Here is a 14,921-nt window from a genome sequence, read left to right on the forward strand (position 1 = left end):
TCTCAGACGTTGATCAGCAGGTGTTCACGTTCCCAAGGAGAGATGACCTGCAGGAACTCTTCGTACTCGGCCCGTTTGACGATGCCGTAAACGCGGGCGAATTCAGGGCCCAGAACCTCGTGCAGGGCAGTGGCCTCGTCGAACAGGTCCAGCGCTTCGCCCATGACCTGCGGGATATCGCCCTCGCCTTCATAAGCGTCGCCATAGAACTGACGACGTGGGCGTTCCTGCTCGACCAGGCCAAGATAGCCGCAGGCAAGCGACAGCGCGATGCCCAGATACGGGTTGCAGTCCATCCCGGCGATGCGGTTCTCGACGCGCCGCGAGTCCGGGCCGGACAGGGGCACGCGAATACCGGTGGTGCGGTTGTCACGGGCCCATTCCAGATTGATCGGTGCCGCGTGATCCTTCACATAGCGCCGGTAGGAATTCACATAGGGCGCCATGACTGCCAGACCGGCGGGCAGGTGGTTCTGCAAACCGGCGATGAAGTGATAAAACGCGTCCGTCTCACCCCCTTGCGGACCGGAAAAGATGTTCTGACAGGTTTCCATGTCGATGATCGAGTGATGGATATGCATGGCCGAGCCCGGCTCTTCCTCGATCGGTTTGGCCATGAAGGTGGCAAAACAATTGTGGCGCAGCGCGGCCTCGCGGATCAGGCGTTTGAAATAGAAGACTTCGTCGGCCAGTTTCACCGGATTGCCATGGCGCAGGTTGATTTCCAACTGCCCGGCGCCGCCTTCCTGCGTGATGCCGTCGATCTCGAACCCCTGATGCTCGGCGAAATCATAGATGTCGTCGATCACCGGGCCAAACTCGTCCACGGCCGTCATGGAATAGGCCTGCCGCGCCGCGGCCGGGCGGCCGGAACGCCCCATCATGGGTTTGATGCCCTGCGCCGGGTCTACGTTGGGGGCAACCAGAAAGAACTCCATCTCTGGTGCAACAACCGGCTTCCATCCCTTGTCATGATAAAGCTGCACAACACGCTTGAGCACGTTGCGCGGGCTGTAGGGGATCGGATTGTCATCCCGGTCGTAGGCGTCGTGGATCACCTGCAATGTCCAATCCCCCGTCCACGGCGCAGCGGACGTGGTCGAGAAATCGGGCTTCAGGATCATATCCTTCTCGATGAACCCGTCATCGCCGGCCGCTTCGCCCCAGCCCCCTGTGATGGTCTGGTAAAAGATGCTGTCGGGCAGGTGGAAATAGGATTGCTTTGCGAATTTTGATGCAGGCACCGCCTTGCCGCGCGCAATGCCCGGCAGGTCCGAAATGATGCATTCAACTTCGTCCAGTCGTTGCCCGTGGAAATATGCCTTTGCGGCTTCCGGCAGTTTATCGGTCCAATCAGCCATCAGGCTCTCTCTTTCTTTAGAAACTCGGCCATGTGGCGCGCGATTTTGGCGTTGTCGTCCGGGGCCGTCTCGCGATTTGCGGCTTCGCGCATCAGGTCTTCGGGCACCACGCCCTTGCCCCGTGTCCGCATCAAGCCCGCCACGAATCCGTTGGTGAATTCCGGGTGGGCCTGTACTGTCCAGATTGCGTCCCCATAAGCCAGCATCGCGTTTTCGCAGAAGGCATTCCGGCCCAGAACCCGCGCTTCCTTCGGCAATTCGACAACCTGATCCTGATGCCAGGCATTCAGCCACAATCTGTTGCCGTCATATTCGTATTCCGTACGACCTACGGCCCATCCTTTCGAGAATTTCTCGACCTTGCCACCCAGTGCCTGAGCAATGATCTGGTGGCCAAAGCAAACGCCGATCAGGGGTTTTCCACTTTCCCGGATCTCGCGCACCAGCGCTTCCAGCGGGGCGATCCAGGGAAGGTCCTCGTAAACCCCGTGGCGCGATCCGGTAATGATCCATCCGTCCGCATCATCCGCACCATCGGGGAAAGTGCCGTCCACGACGGCGAAGGTCACGAACTCGAACCCGTTGTCACGCAGCAACGCGGGGAAAAGTTCGTCATAATCCCCGAATTCGTCCTGTAGCACTTCGGGGGTGTGGCCGGTTTGTAGAATACCGATTTTCATGTGTCACCAAATTTGATCAAATTAATCCTAACCGAGACTGGTTGACGCGGCAAGGGGGTCAAACCGTCTCGAGATAGCACAGCCAGTGATCCTCGGGCGGGATGTTCGCAAATCGGGTGATCTCTTGTCGCTTGGTCATGGTCAGATAGCGGATCAGGTCAGCGGGGAACATCCGGGCCACCAGGGGATCCGTGGCGAACCTGTCAATCGCGCTCGACCAATCCGGCATCAGTTGAGGCAGGTCCGAGATGTCATAGGCGTTCCCCGTGATCGGGGCAGGTGGGGTCAAGCCGTCCTCGATGCCGACAAGTGCCGCGCCCAGAACCGCGGTCAGCATCAGATAGGGGTTTATGTCCCCGCCGGCGACGCGGTGTTCGATGCGCCGTGCGGCCGGGGCTCCGCCCGGGATGCGAATGGCAGCGGTTCGGTTTTCATAGGCCCAGCAGGCGCCCGTGGGCGCATGTGCACCCGGTACCAGCCGAGTGTAGGAGTTGCCGTGGGGTGCAAATATCAACGTACTGCCCGGCATGGCCGCGACACAGCCCGCTACGGCAGACCGCAATATCTCGGTGCCTTCCGGCCCGTTGTTGTCGAACACATTGTGTCCGTTCTGGTCCAACACCGAGAAATGCACATGCATTCCGTTGCCCGCGTCATCGGCATAAGGCTTGGACATGAAGGTGGCCGCAAATCCGTGTCTGCGCGCCAAACCACGCGTCAATGCCTTGAAAAGCCACGTATCATCGGCACAGCGCATGGCGTCCTGATGGTTCAGGTTGATTTCGAACTGGCCGATGCCGCTTTCGGAAATGGCCGTCTGCGCGGGGATGCCCATTGCGGCGCAGCCATCGTACAGGTCGGTAAAGAACGCCTCGAACGCGTCCATTTCGGCAACCGACAGAACGGCCTCATCCGCAAGGCGCCGCCCTGTGATCGGATTCACCGGCGGTTGCGGCTGCGCGCCAGAAGCGTCAACGAGTGTGAACTCCAACTCCGTCGCGGCAACAACGGACCAGCCGCGTTGCGCATAGCGGTCGAGTGTGGCGGACAGGGCATGCCGCGGGTCGCCCGGGAAGGGTACGCCGTCATCATCATACAGACACATTGGCACCAGCGCTGTTTCCGTATCCAGCCAGGGCACGGGGACCGGGCCGCGTTCGGTCGGGCGCAGCACCCCATCTGCGTCGCCGGTTTCAAAGACCAGCGGGCTTCCTTCGATGTCAGCGCCCCACAGGTCTACGTTCAGTGCCGAAAACGGCATTCGCACGGCGCCTTTTCCCAGTTTGTCGGCATAGCCGGGGGGCACGCGTTTGCCCCGCATCTGACCATTCAGGTCACATGCGGCAACGCGAAAATTGTGCAGGGCTCTCAGATCCATTGGGGGCTCCGTCGGTGAAACTCCCCAGTGATTTACTTCAATGGATGTGCTTTGTCACCAAATTTGATCAAATTCTGACTTGGGTGTTCAAGGAACGCCCCGCGCCGGTATTGACCGGCGCGGAGAGCTGTTTTCAGGCAAAGCTTACGCCATGTTCTTCCATGGGCAATTGCGCCACATGCAAACCTGACAGGGCCTTGATCGCATTGGCCAAAGCCGGTGCCGACGGTGGCGTGCCGGGTTCTCCGACGCCGGTCGGCGCTTCGGCCGATGGCACGATGTGCACGTCGATTGCGGCAATATCTCCGATGCGCAGCGGTTCGTAATCCGGGAAGTTGTATTGATCCACGGACCCGCTTGTCAGGGTGATCTGGTCACGCATCACATGGCCGATGCCATAGCCGATGCCGCCTTCCATCTGGGCCCGCACGATATCGGGGTTCACGGCGATACCGCAATCCACGGCACAGGTGACCTTTTCAATCCTGATGCCACTTTCCGGATCGCCCGAGATTTCGACCACTTCAGCCGCGTAAGACCCAAAGGACTTGTGAACGGCAATCCCCTGCGACCGGCCTTCTGGCGCATTGCCCCAGTTCGCCTTTTCGGCCGCCAGCTTCAAAACAGCTGCCTTGCGCTGTTGGTCCGGGTTGCTGCTGTCGGACAGATGGGCCAGACGGAACTCTACCGGATCACGACCGGCGGCCTCGGCCACCAGATCCATCATGGTTTCCATCGTATAGGCGGTGTGGGTGTGCCCGACCGAGCGCCACCACAGAACCGTCGTCGCCTTTGGCGTGTCGGTCAGACCCACCGCCATGCCGGGGATGCTGTAGGGGCTGTCCGAAACGCCTTCGACCGAGCTGTGGTCGATGCCGTCATGAACCAGAACAGCCTCGAACGGGGTGCCTTTGATCACGGATTGACCGGCAATCTGGTGCTGCCACCCGACGATGTTGCCTTCGGCGTCCAGACCCACACGAACCTTGTGGCCAAAGGCCGGTCGGTAATACCCGCTGCGAATGTCGTCTTCGCGCGTCCAGACCAGTTTCACCGGGCGCGAGCGGTCAGTGACGACAAAGGCCAGGGCGGCCTCGACCTGATAATCCGCATCCGGGGTGGCGCGGCGCCCGAACGACCCGCCAGCCAGCATGGTTTTGATGTGGATCTTCTCGGCGGGCAGGCCAAAGATCTGCTGGTAGGCCATATGAGGACCCGTCGGCATCTGTGCCCCGTCATGCAGAACGATGTCTCCGTCTGCGGTCTGCTCGATGGTGCAGTTCAACGGTTCCATCGGGGCATGGGCCAGCAGTGGGAAGTAGAACGTTTTTTCAACGACCTTGTCCGCGCCGTCGATGGCGGCTGCCACAGCGGCAAAATCCGCCTTGTTGACGTTATACGTGGGCTCCGCCTCCAGCGCGGCCATGATCTCGGCCTTGATCTGGTCCGAGTTGCGGGTTTCCGCGCCGGACATGTCCCATTCGACCTCAAGCGCATCGCGTGCCTGAATCGCGGCCCAGGTGTTCTCGGCATACACCGCGACGCCTGCCTGATTGGGCAGAACCGCGGCGCTGATATAGCCTTTGACCTCTTTCGATGCGCTGTCATCAAAGCCCAGCGCGATGCCGCCCTTCGCTTCGGGGCGTTTGATCATGGCGATCATCTGGTTGGGTAGGTGAACGTCCATGGCAAACATCGCCTGGCCGTTGCTTTTGATTGCCGTATCCTTGCGGCGCACCGTTTCATTTCCGATCAGACGGAATTCGGATGGGTCCTTCAGGCGTGGCTCTGCCGGAGCGTCCAGTTGCGACGCAGCGGACACGAATTCAGCGATCGGAGCCGACTTGTCGCCTGCCTTCACGATGCCGTCTTCGATGGTGATGCCGGATGCATCCACGCCCCAGCTTTGCGCGGCGGCGTTGATCAGCATTTCGCGCGCGGCAGCACCGGCCTGACGGTATTGCAGCCACGAATTCGCCATCGCGGTCGAACCGCCGGTGCCCTGGAATGGGCCGAACAGCAGGTTGTTGTAGACATTCGGATCCGAGGGGGCGAACTCGTATTCGATCTGGTCCATGGTCAGGCCGATTTCTTCGGCAATCAGCGTCGGCAGTCCGGTCGCCGGGCCCTGACCTTTTTCAAAATGTTTGACGATGGCGGTCACGGTGCCATCGGCATCGATCTTCACAAATGGATTGAACTGCGCGGTCTCGGACGAGGCCGCGGCCAGCGCACCGTCCGGACGGGTGCCGACCAGGAGGACGGCACCGGCAGCGGCGGCGCTTTTCAGAAACCCACGGCGAGAAGTGTTGATGGTCATGGATCAGGCCTCCAGAATTTCAGACGCGCGCTGGATGCCGGCGCGAATGCGTTGATAGGTGGCGCAGCGGCAGGCGTTGCCGGACATGTACTCGTCAATCTCCTGGACTGACGGTTTCGGGTTCTCGGACAACAGCCCGACAGCCGACATCACCTGACCCGACTGACAATAGCCGCACTGGACGACATCCAGTTCGACCCAGGCCTGTTGTACGGCGGCACCGATCTTGTCGTCACCGACAGCTTCGATGGTCGTGACTTCGGCGTTTTCGACGTCTTCAATGAATGTCTGACAGGAACGGACGGGCTCACCATTTACGTGCACGGTGCAGGCCCCGCAGGATGCCACGCCGCAGCCGAATTTTGTGCCGGTCAGTTTCAGTTCGTCTCGGATCACCCAGAGAAGAGGCGTTCCGGGTTCGGCATCAACCTCGTGGGTCGTGCCGTTCAGGTTCAATTTAAGAGCCATGATGAGGGGGTCTCCTGTTGGTGCTGGTTTCCGCAATTGGTAAACTCGCAGGTTTACTTATGGCATATAGTTTTGCCTCTGTAAACTCTTGCGTTTACCTAGTGTTTGACCAGGGCACGTCAATAGGTCTATAGCTCTGACATGAACGAATGCAGCGCACAGAATGCGTCCAAGCGCGCACAGATCATCGAAGCTGCCGTGGCCGAGTTCCAGGAAAAGGGCTTTGCCGCGGCCAGTATGGATCGCATTTCAGCAAGGGCCGAAGTGTCCAAGCGTACGTTGTACAAGTACTTTGAAAGTAAAGAAAACCTGTTTCGCTCCATCGTGGTCGAATTGTCCAGCCGCTTTGCTGAAGTGCTGGAAATCCGGTATGAAAAAGGTCGCGATATTCGTACGCAACTTACTGAACTGGCCTGGGCCGAAGGGCGCATTCTGATGCGGCCCGATGTTATCGCAATGGCCCGGATGGTGATCAGCGAAACCTTGCGCAACCCGACGCTTGCGGCGGAAGCGCAGGGCAAGCTGGACAAGACGGCGACGTTCATTGCCATGCTCAAAGATGCGGCCGAGGATGGGCAGCTTCGGATCGATGATCCGGAACGGGCCGGGCGCGAATTCATTGGCCTGATCAAGGCGCGCGCCTTCTGGCCGCTGCTGTTTACGGGTGGGGTGCTCAGCGAAGCCGAGATGACGGAAACGATCGAAAGCAGTGTCCAGATGGTGATGAGCCGATATGGTGTCTGATCGGAAGCAGTTGGATCCTGATGGACGCAGTCGGGACGCCGCCAGAGGAATGTGTTAGGGCTTTTCGACTTGATTCGGATGGGCAAGGCCACTGACAGCCCATCGGATTTCGAAGCATAGCAGGACGGAGGCGTTGCTGTGACAGGCAAGGCAACACAGGCTGCGCGTCTAAGCGTGGCACCGATGATGGACTGGACAGACCGCCACTGCCGCTATTTCCATCGGCTGCTCAGCGCGGAAACGTTGCTGTATACCGAGATGGTGACGGCGCCGGCGCTCGTGCGGGGCGGGGCGTTGCATCTGTTGGACTACTCTCCCCAGGAACACCCGATTGCTTTGCAACTCGGCGGCTCTGACCCGGAAGAATTGGCGCAGGCGGCGAGACTGGGGGCTGAGGCCGGGTATGATGAGATCAATCTGAACTGCGGCTGTCCGTCGGATCGGGTGCAATCCGGCACTTTTGGCGCGGTCTTGATGAAAGACCCGGCCCGCGTTGCCGACTGCGTGACTGCCATGCGCGAAGCGGTGAATGTGGATGTCACCGTCAAATGCCGCATCGGAGTCGATGACCAGGAGCCCGAAGATGTATTGCCCGCGTTTCTTGAGCACATCAGCGCGGCAGGTTGCCAAAGGGTGACAATCCATGCCCGCAAGGCGTGGCTGCAAGGGCTGAGCCCCAAGGAAAACCGGGATATCCCGCCTTTGGACTATGACCTTGTGCATCGGATGAAGGATGAGTTTTCGGATCTTCACATATCGATCAATGGCGGCATCAACACGCTGGACGAGGCAGCCGCACATCTGGAAGCAGGTCTGGATGGGGTGATGATCGGCCGGGCCGCGTATCATCAGCCGAGCGACGTCCTGTCGGATGCTGACCGACGCATCTTTGGTACCGGAACGACGCGTGATCCGTTCGCGATCGTTCAACATATGGTGCCTTATGTGGAACGGCACCTTGCCAATGGCGGGCGCCTGCACCAGATCACGCGTCATATGTTGGGCCTTTTCGCAGGTCGTCCCGGAGCCCGCGCATGGCGGCGCGCCTTGTCTGAAGGGGCTGTGCAGGATGGGGCCGGACCCGAGGTGATGCTGCGGGCGCTGGATCATGTGGCGCCCATGGCAGAAGTTTAAGCGGCAGGGGGAACGATGCCCGAGACGATGTTGCTGGCCCAGATGCTGGGCCTTTTGCTTGCAATCGGAGCGCTGGCCGGCGTGCTTGCCGGATTGCTGGGGGTCGGCGGGGGAATCGTCTTGGTGCCCGCCTTTTTCTATGCGTTTCAAACTCTTGGCTATGGCGGCCCGCAGTTGATGCAACTGTGTCTGGCCACGTCGCTGGCCACGATCATCGTGACATCGGTCCGATCCGTTCTTGCGCACAACAAAAAGGGTGCGGTGGATTGGGATATCCTGCGCGACTGGGGGCCGGGGATCGTCGTCGGTGCGATCATCGGAGTTCTGGTTGCCTCGGCCCTGCGGACCGAAGCCTTGCAGGCGCTGTTCGGCATATTGGGAATGGTGATCGGGGCCTATCTGGGGCTGGGTCGTTCGGAATGGCGGCTGGGTGATGTTATGCCCGGTGGGGTAAAGCGGGCCATCCTGTCCCCCGCGGTCGGGTTTCTTTCGGTTCTGATGGGAATCGGCGGCGGCAGTTTTGGTGTGCCGCTTATGAGCCTCTACAACACGCCGATCCACCGTGCCGTCGCAACCGCCGCCGGGTTTGGCGTGATCATCGCCGTGCCCTCGGTCATCGGGTTTTTGTTTCTGGATATCGCACCGGAACACCGGCCTCCGCTGACCATTGGGACGGTCAATCTGGTGGCGTTCGGTATTGTCGTGGCAATGACGATGATCACCGCGCCCTGGGGGGTGAAGCTGGCCCATGCGATGGATCCGAAACCTTTGAAGCGCGTATTCGCTGTGTTCCTTACGCTGGTGGCGCTCAATATGCTGCGCAAAGCGGTGGGTTTGTGAAGGATTTTGACGTCAGGGGCTGGGTGAAATTCCCGTATGATCCAGTGCTTGCGGCCTGGGTCGGCCATGCGCTGCCTGCCGCACGGGCCGCGGTAACGGACGCGGCCCATTCTGATTGGCTGGATTGTGACGGAACGTGGTTCATCGGTGTTGACGCGTTGCCCAATGACGCGCAGGGCAGGGTTGGCCAATCGGGGCCTTTGGCCGGAACCGCCATGTCATTCATTGCAGGGCGTTACGGGCAGTTGCCGCTTCACAAAGGTCAAGTCTCGGTCATACATCCGGGATATCCACGCCCGCGTCGCGGGGAAAACGAAGCCGCCGCGCGGTATCGCAGAAACCGGGACGCGGCCCATGTGGACGGTTTGCGCCCAATGGGGCCGGATCGTCGCCGCCGGGTGGATGAACCGCACGCCTGGATTTTGGGCATACCGCTGACCGAGGCCGGCCCGGATGCGTCGCCCCTGGTGTTGTGGGAAGGCAGCCATCATATCCTGGGCGCGGCGTTCAGGCGCGCCCTTGCGGGGACGCCACCAGAGCGTCTGCATGAAGTCGATGTTACGGATATCTACCAATCCGCCCGTCGCGAGGTTTTCGAAACCTGCCCGCGAATCGAACTGCCGGCCAAACCGGGCGAGGCTTACGTGCTGCACCGCCACTGCCTGCACGGGGTTGCCCCCTGGGCGGAAACGGCAAGCGCAGGGCTGGATGGACGGATGATCGCCTATTTCCGCCCGGAATGCGCCGGGGGTGTGGCGGAATGGATCGAATCCACGTAACCTCCTGTCATTGTTTGGCTTTGGAGGTTTTGACCGATGATTACGGTCCATACGAATTCTGATGGTGCATTGATAGAAGTAGAGTTGTCGGGGCAAGTCACCAGCGCCGACTATGCCGATGTCCTGGTTCCTGCAATCGAAGCAGCGCTAACCGAACACGATTCCGTTCGGCTTTTGGCCGTCGTGCAGCCCGAGTTCAAGGGGTATGATCTGGGCGCGGCCTGGTCCGACACCAAGCTGGGGCTCAGCCACTGGCGGGGGTTTGACCGGATCGCGGTTGTTGCCGATCAGGGCTGGGTGCAAACCAGCATCCGATTGGCCGCCCCGATCCTGCCATGCCCCGTTCAGGTCTTTGAACTGGCCGAGCTTGAAGCCGCCCGGCGCTGGATGCGCGAGTCGTTGGGATCCATTCACGTGACCGATCTTGACGGCCCATGTGTGCAGATCAGCCTTTTGGGAAAACTGGACCCCGAGGAGTACAAGCAGGCCGAACGCGACCTGGACGCTTTGTTGCAGGGCCGGTCCGGGTTTCGGTTGCTGATCGACCTGCGGGAATTTGACGGCTGGCAGGGGTTGTCCGCTCTTGCAGCACATTTTCGTCTGGCCAGCCGCCATATCGGGCAACTGGATCGCGCGGCCATCGTCGGGGACAAAAGCTGGCAGCACATGGCACAACGTGTCGCCAGTCATGTCTTGGGCACGCGGACTCAGTTCTTTCCGTCCGAGGAAATCGAAAACGCAAAAACCTGGTTGGCCGCCGGGTAAGGCCCTGCTCGGCGCGCCAACCTGCATCTTGTGATCTTGCTGCCAACTGGCGGATTGCGTGCTTTGTTCTCTGGGCAGAACAAAGCACCTTTGAGCGCAAATTGACCTAATCTGATTGGTTTGTTTCGCGGAACGACACGCGCCACATGTCTTGAAACCGGTCTTGATTCCGTGCCGGTCAAGAATTGTGACGTAAGGGAACTGGTGGGTTTTTCCGTGGAATATCTGACCTTAAGGTCAACACGGACCAAAAACCGTGTGTTTTCCCCCTAAATTTGACCGGAAATGCCCTTACCTACGCCCTGTCGCTGCGGGCCTCCACTCACGTTGAACAGATGCGTTCATGAGCTGGCCCCTTTAAGGAGCTCGAACTCGGCCCGCGGCGGCACAGTTATTGGAAGCGGGAAGTTTGCGATGACACTTAGGTTATTGATGGAAAGATTTGCGGCACGCAAGACGCCAGTTTTCAAGGCGGACAAGACCAGCACGAAACATGTCCAACGTGCAGCGAAAAAATACGGGACTGCAAAAACAAGCAGATCCGAAATCGCAGCACTGTTCGAGTCAGAGCTGCGCGGACAAGACACAAACGGGTCGGTCCGCAACAAATCCAATGACCACAGGGATACGTCCCCAAAGCAGACTGGCTGACTTCAGGAACCGTTTATGCGCGCTGCACGCCCGCCACGACGTTTGCTGAGGCGCGGCTTTCTGGTTGGCAGTTCTTCCATGATTTCGGCGCGTTCGCTGCTGTCCATCTTGGACCAGCGGGTGATTTCGTCAATCGTGCGATAGCAGCCGGTACAGATACGTTCAGTCGGGTGAACGACACAGATCTGGACACAAGGGCTTTCGACCTCATTCCTTTTCCAAACCATATTCGTCATCACTGGTCTCCGACCCGTTACAAAAAGCGCAGCCTGTCCAGCGCCCCTTGCAAGATATAGCTGGCCGCAACGTGATCAATAACCTGTCCGCGACGTTTTCGTGTCGTATCCGCCTCAAGTAGTGCTTTTTCTGCCGCAACCGTGCTGAGCCGCTCGTCCCAAAATCCGATGGGCAATTCGGTCAGGCGGGACAAATTGCGCGCAAATGCCCGCGTTGACTGGCATCTTGGCCCTTCGCTGCCATCCATGTTCTTGGGCAGGCCCAGCAAGATGCCCCCGATCTCGCGATCGGTCACAATTTCGATCAGGCGCGCGGAATCGAGCGTGAATTTCTTGCGCCGTACCGTTTCCAGCGGGCTGGCGACACCGCGCATGCGGTCGGACACGGCGACGCCGATTGTCTTTTCTCCAAGATCCAGCCCCATCAGGGCACTCATCGGTTGCAGCGCGGCTGCAAATTCTTCGAAAGCGTCATGGATCATTGAGCGATCCCGGCTTGAAGGGCCGCCGCATCGATGATCTGCAACGCCTCTGAATTGCCGGCAAAGACTTCCATGGCCTCATCGCGGATATCGATGGCGCGCTGGCCCTGGCCAAGAACGCCCAAGGCCGCGATCAGGCGGGCCCATTCCTCGGGGGATCCGCCTTCTGTCGCCAGCCGATCAGACAGCTGGTCCACCATACCCTGAATCATCTGCTGCCGTTCTTCGGGGCTCAGCTCTGCGGCGGCGGCCATGTCTTCCTGGCTGGGGCCGGGTGCTGTGCTCAGATCCGGTGCATTGAAAACGCCGGCCCTAAAGGCCAGTTCATCGATCTGAGCCCGAATTGCTTCGACCCAGGGCGCACCCGCGGGAGAATCCTGCAACGTTTCGACCCACATGCGATAGGCAAGGTCCGGCCGCCCGATCTGGGCCAGCATCTGCCCCCAATAATAGCGCGCCGGGCCGTGACGGGGGTCACGGTTCAGCGCTTCGATCAGCGCCTGTTCCGCTTTGGGTGAGACATACCCACCTGCGGCCAGAATCATCATTTCAGCCAGGTCCGCAAAGGTATCAGCCGTGGCGCTGTCTCCGGACAGCTCGATCACCTTTTGCTGCGCGGTGTACCCATCCTTGAAGTTGCCCGCATTCGTCTCGTGTTGCGCCAGCAACATCTGACCCTGCAAATCGTCCGGCCGGCTCGCAACGGTTTCCCGCAACTGCTTTAGCAGGTTGGCATAGCTTTCTTCCAGCTGCGCTGGTCGAGGTGGGGTCGCCAGTTCTTCCGCTGCGCTTTGGGATGGCCGGTTGGCGCGCACTTCCTTGGCCAGTTCAAGCCGTGCGGTCAGCGGCATGTCAGGCAAACCAACGGCCCCGGTGCGATGATACATCGCCAACGCTCCACCGATCAGAAGCAACGAGATTGCCAGGATCGACAACACAGAAACCGCACGAGATGGCCCGGCGCCGGCGCCCTCTTTCTTCATTTGATCATCTGCGGCCAGAATGCGACGGGAAATTTCCGTGCGCACCCGTTCGGCGTCGGCCTCGCCAATGACCCCGCGCGCCAGATCCCGGTCCACACCGGCCAACTGTTCGCGATAAACTCGCAGATCGTATGCCGCCGCGGGTTCATCCCCACGGCGTTTGCGCAGCAGGGTAAAGCTGAGAAAAGCTGCGATCAGCAGCGCGACAAGAAAAATCAGAACCCAGAACGTCATGGTCCCTCCGAGGATGCTGCCCTGACTTAGACCTGTGAGGCGTCCGACAAAAGGGACAAATGGCCGCGAATGAGCGACATGTCGCAATAGTGCGATATTGCGGCGTTGCACGGCAGGGTTAAAATGCCGTCACACGGCATATCTGCGCCCAATCACCGAACCGGATGGATTCGCACATGAAACACTATTCAGCCTTTGCTGTGGCGCGGGAAGCTCTGCGCTATCACACCGGATGGGAGCGCGCCTGGCGCTCACCCGAACCCAAGAAGCGCTATGACGTCATCATCGTTGGCGCTGGCGGTCATGGTCTGGCGACCGCGTATTACCTTGGCAAGAACTATGGCATCCAGAATGTCGCGGTTATCGAAAAAGGCTGGCTGGGCGGCGGCAATACTGGTCGCAACACGACGATCATCCGTTCGAACTATCTGCAAGACCCGTCTGCGGCGATCTACGAGAAAGCGCGCAGCCTCTACGAGGACCTGAGCCAGGAACTGAACTACAACATCATGTTCAGCCCGCGCGGCGTCATCATGCTGGCGCAGACCCAGCACGAGATCCGCGGCTACCAGCGCACGGCCCATGCCAACGCGTTGCAAGGAGTCAAGACGGAATGGATCGGCCCCGAGCGCGTCAAGCAACTGGTGCCAATCATCAATCTGGATGGCCCCCGGTATCCGGTTCTGGGCGGCCTTTGGCAGGAACGCGGGGGCACTGCGCGCCATGATGCGGTTGCGTGGGGCTATGCGCGTGCCTGTTCGGCGATGGGGATGGATATCATCCAGCAATGCGAAGTCACCGGTGTGCGCTCGGACAACGGTCGCGTTGTCGGGGTCGATACCACCAAGGGTGCCATCGATTGTGACAAGCTGGGCATCGTCGTCGCGGGCCATTCGGGTCAGTTGGCCGAGATGGCGGGCTTCCGCCTGCCGCTGGAAGCCGTCGCGTTGCAGGCGCTTGTGTCCGAGCCCATCAAACCCTGCATGGACGTGGTCGTGATGGCCAACACCGTGCACGGCTACATGTCACAATCCGACAAGGGCGAAATGGTGATCGGCGGGGGAACCGACGGGTTCAACAACTTCACGCAGCGCGGGTCGTTCCACCATATCGAGGAAACGGTGCGGGCGCTGGTTGAAACCTTCCCGATGATTTCGCGCCTGAAGATGCTGCGCCAGTGGGGCGGGATCGTTGACATGACCGGTGACCGTTCGCCCATCCTGTCGAAAACACCGTTGCAGGGCTGCTTTATCAATGGCGGCTGGGGCACCGGTGGTTTCAAGGCGATTCCGGGTTCCGGCTGGGGGATGGCACAGTTGATGGCGACGGGTCATTCACCGCTGACCGAAGCCTTCTCGATGGACCGCTTTAAAGAAGGCCGCTTCATCGACGAAAGCGTCGCCGCCGGGGTGGCGCACTAGGGGGATTCCCGAAGGTGCCAGAAAACAGAATTCAGGTCGGCCCCCGCGCCGACCGACCGCCAAAAGGATGACAACATGCTAATCCTGAATTGCCCCTATTGCGGCGTAGACGCCGAAGAAACCGAATTGGCCGCCGGCGGCGAAGCGCATCTGAAGCGTTTCGGTCCGGGCTCGTCCGATGACGAATTCCACGACTACCTGTTCATGCGTGAAAACCCGAAAGGTGTTCATTTCGAGCGTTGGCGGCACGCCAATGGCTGCGGCAAATGGTTCCACGCCGCGCGCTGCACGCAGACACTCGAAGTGTTTGGCACCTATACGGCTCAGACCTCCGAACCGCCGCAAGACATCAAGGATGCCATCACTGCCAAACGGCCCGGCTGGACGTGGAGAGAGTTCTCCTGATGCTTCATCTTTTCAAAAATATTCCCGCCGGAGGCTTTGA

At 59.9% G+C, this 14,921-nt stretch carries 15 protein-coding genes; 7 read left to right on the plus strand and 8 right to left on the minus strand.

Translation table 11 applies throughout. The features are described from left to right. Window positions 1-2: 2 nt before the first annotated feature. The 5 genes from ACR0C6_RS02385 to ACR0C6_RS02405 form a co-directional block, all read right to left on the minus strand. Complete coding sequence (locus tag ACR0C6_RS02385) at window positions 3-1,361, minus strand: glutamine synthetase family protein (protein WP_480618138.1); 1,359 nt, start codon at window positions 1,359-1,361, stop codon at window positions 3-5. Further along, the gene (locus ACR0C6_RS02390; protein WP_171639229.1) at window positions 1,361-2,041 is read right to left on the minus strand and encodes a type 1 glutamine amidotransferase; all 681 of its coding nucleotides are present in this window, start codon (window positions 2,039-2,041) and stop codon (window positions 1,361-1,363) included. The genes ACR0C6_RS02385 and ACR0C6_RS02390 overlap by 1 nt, the downstream gene beginning before the upstream one ends. A 58-nt stretch (window positions 2,042-2,099) precedes the next feature. After that, window positions 2,100-3,419: a glutamine synthetase family protein gene (locus ACR0C6_RS02395; protein ID WP_480618140.1), complete on the minus strand. Its 1,320-nt coding sequence runs from the start codon at window positions 3,417-3,419 to the stop codon at window positions 2,100-2,102. 133 nt (window positions 3,420-3,552) lie between these two features. After that, window positions 3,553-5,739: a xanthine dehydrogenase family protein molybdopterin-binding subunit gene (locus ACR0C6_RS02400; RefSeq protein ID WP_480618141.1), complete on the minus strand. Its 2,187-nt coding sequence runs from the start codon at window positions 5,737-5,739 to the stop codon at window positions 3,553-3,555. A gap of 3 nt (window positions 5,740-5,742) precedes the next feature. Beyond that, on the minus strand, window positions 5,743-6,207 hold the full coding sequence (locus ACR0C6_RS02405) for a (2Fe-2S)-binding protein (protein ID WP_480445527.1): 465 nt from the start codon (window positions 6,205-6,207) through the stop codon (window positions 5,743-5,745). A gap of 141 nt (window positions 6,208-6,348) precedes the next feature. Here ACR0C6_RS02405 and ACR0C6_RS02410 point away from each other — a divergent pair, with 141 nt between their 5' ends. From ACR0C6_RS02410 to ACR0C6_RS02430, 5 genes are all read left to right on the plus strand, one after another. Beyond that, complete coding sequence (locus ACR0C6_RS02410; protein ID WP_152458466.1) at window positions 6,349-6,951, plus strand: TetR/AcrR family transcriptional regulator; 603 nt, start codon at window positions 6,349-6,351, stop codon at window positions 6,949-6,951. Between the two features lie 138 nt (window positions 6,952-7,089). Next, window positions 7,090-8,085: a tRNA dihydrouridine(20/20a) synthase DusA gene (gene dusA, locus ACR0C6_RS02415; RefSeq protein WP_480618142.1), complete on the plus strand. Its 996-nt coding sequence runs from the start codon at window positions 7,090-7,092 to the stop codon at window positions 8,083-8,085. Window positions 8,086-8,100: 15 nt separating this feature from the next. Further along, a complete protein-coding gene (locus tag ACR0C6_RS02420; protein ID WP_480618143.1) occupies window positions 8,101-8,925 on the plus strand; it encodes a sulfite exporter TauE/SafE family protein in 825 nt (274 codons plus the stop codon). Next, the gene (locus ACR0C6_RS02425) at window positions 8,922-9,704 is read left to right on the plus strand and encodes a hypothetical protein (RefSeq protein ID WP_480618144.1); all 783 of its coding nucleotides are present in this window, start codon (window positions 8,922-8,924) and stop codon (window positions 9,702-9,704) included. Before ACR0C6_RS02420 ends, ACR0C6_RS02425 begins: the two co-directional genes overlap by 4 nt. 36 nt (window positions 9,705-9,740) lie before the next feature. Continuing rightward, window positions 9,741-10,469, plus strand: a complete 729-nt coding sequence (locus ACR0C6_RS02430; protein WP_480618145.1) for a SpoIIAA family protein — start codon at window positions 9,741-9,743, stop codon at window positions 10,467-10,469. Window positions 10,470-11,122: 653 nt separating this feature from the next. Here ACR0C6_RS02430 and ACR0C6_RS02435 read toward each other — a convergent pair. Genes ACR0C6_RS02435 through ccmI form a run of 3 tightly spaced genes read right to left on the minus strand, consistent with a single transcriptional unit; the run spans window position 11,123 to window position 13,055 of the window. After that, window positions 11,123-11,356, minus strand: coding sequence for a DUF1289 domain-containing protein (locus ACR0C6_RS02435; protein WP_171167523.1), 234 nt, complete (start codon window positions 11,354-11,356; stop codon window positions 11,123-11,125). Between the two features lie 17 nt (window positions 11,357-11,373). Beyond that, window positions 11,374-11,838 (minus strand): Holliday junction resolvase RuvX, encoded by a 465-nt coding sequence (ruvX, locus tag ACR0C6_RS02440; protein ID WP_152458392.1) that lies wholly within the window; start codon window positions 11,836-11,838, stop codon window positions 11,374-11,376. Continuing rightward, window positions 11,835-13,055, minus strand: a complete 1,221-nt coding sequence (ccmI, locus tag ACR0C6_RS02445; protein WP_480618146.1) for a c-type cytochrome biogenesis protein CcmI — start codon at window positions 13,053-13,055, stop codon at window positions 11,835-11,837. The genes ruvX and ccmI overlap by 4 nt, the downstream gene beginning before the upstream one ends. Before the next feature lie 176 nt (window positions 13,056-13,231). Here ccmI and ACR0C6_RS02450 point away from each other — a divergent pair, with 176 nt between their 5' ends. Beyond that, complete coding sequence (locus ACR0C6_RS02450) at window positions 13,232-14,476, plus strand: sarcosine oxidase subunit beta family protein (protein WP_171205004.1); 1,245 nt, start codon at window positions 13,232-13,234, stop codon at window positions 14,474-14,476. A gap of 75 nt (window positions 14,477-14,551) precedes the next feature. Then, window positions 14,552-14,881: a sarcosine oxidase subunit delta gene (locus ACR0C6_RS02455; protein ID WP_170610145.1), complete on the plus strand. Its 330-nt coding sequence runs from the start codon at window positions 14,552-14,554 to the stop codon at window positions 14,879-14,881. Window positions 14,882-14,921: the final 40 nt, after the last annotated feature.

It is taken from the genome of Ruegeria sp. AL12, assembly GCF_056540885.1.

What these genes read in the sequence shown, in the direction of transcription:
- ACR0C6_RS02435 (WP_171167523.1), bottom strand. Translation starts at nt 11,356, where the DNA reads ATGACGAATATGGTTTGGAAAAGGAATGAGGTCGAAAGCCCTTGTGTC.
- ACR0C6_RS02450 (WP_171205004.1), top strand. Translation starts at nt 13,232, where the DNA reads ATGAAACACTATTCAGCCTTTGCTGTGGCGCGGGAAGCTCTGCGCTAT.
- ccmI (WP_480618146.1), bottom strand. Translation starts at nt 13,055, where the DNA reads ATGACGTTCTGGGTTCTGATTTTTCTTGTCGCGCTGCTGATCGCAGCT.
- ACR0C6_RS02430 (WP_480618145.1), top strand. Translation starts at nt 9,741, where the DNA reads ATGATTACGGTCCATACGAATTCTGATGGTGCATTGATAGAAGTAGAG.
- ACR0C6_RS02410 (WP_152458466.1), top strand. Translation starts at nt 6,349, where the DNA reads ATGAACGAATGCAGCGCACAGAATGCGTCCAAGCGCGCACAGATCATC.
- ACR0C6_RS02400 (WP_480618141.1), bottom strand. Translation starts at nt 5,739, where the DNA reads ATGACCATCAACACTTCTCGCCGTGGGTTTCTGAAAAGCGCCGCCGCT.
- ACR0C6_RS02395 (WP_480618140.1), bottom strand. Translation starts at nt 3,419, where the DNA reads ATGGATCTGAGAGCCCTGCACAATTTTCGCGTTGCCGCATGTGACCTG.
- ACR0C6_RS02420 (WP_480618143.1), top strand. Translation starts at nt 8,101, where the DNA reads ATGCCCGAGACGATGTTGCTGGCCCAGATGCTGGGCCTTTTGCTTGCA.
- ACR0C6_RS02385 (WP_480618138.1), bottom strand. Translation starts at nt 1,361, where the DNA reads ATGGCTGATTGGACCGATAAACTGCCGGAAGCCGCAAAGGCATATTTC.
- ACR0C6_RS02405 (WP_480445527.1), bottom strand. Translation starts at nt 6,207, where the DNA reads ATGGCTCTTAAATTGAACCTGAACGGCACGACCCACGAGGTTGATGCC.
- ruvX (WP_152458392.1), bottom strand. Translation starts at nt 11,838, where the DNA reads ATGATCCATGACGCTTTCGAAGAATTTGCAGCCGCGCTGCAACCGATG.
- ACR0C6_RS02390 (WP_171639229.1), bottom strand. Translation starts at nt 2,041, where the DNA reads ATGAAAATCGGTATTCTACAAACCGGCCACACCCCCGAAGTGCTACAG.
- ACR0C6_RS02455 (WP_170610145.1), top strand. Translation starts at nt 14,552, where the DNA reads ATGCTAATCCTGAATTGCCCCTATTGCGGCGTAGACGCCGAAGAAACC.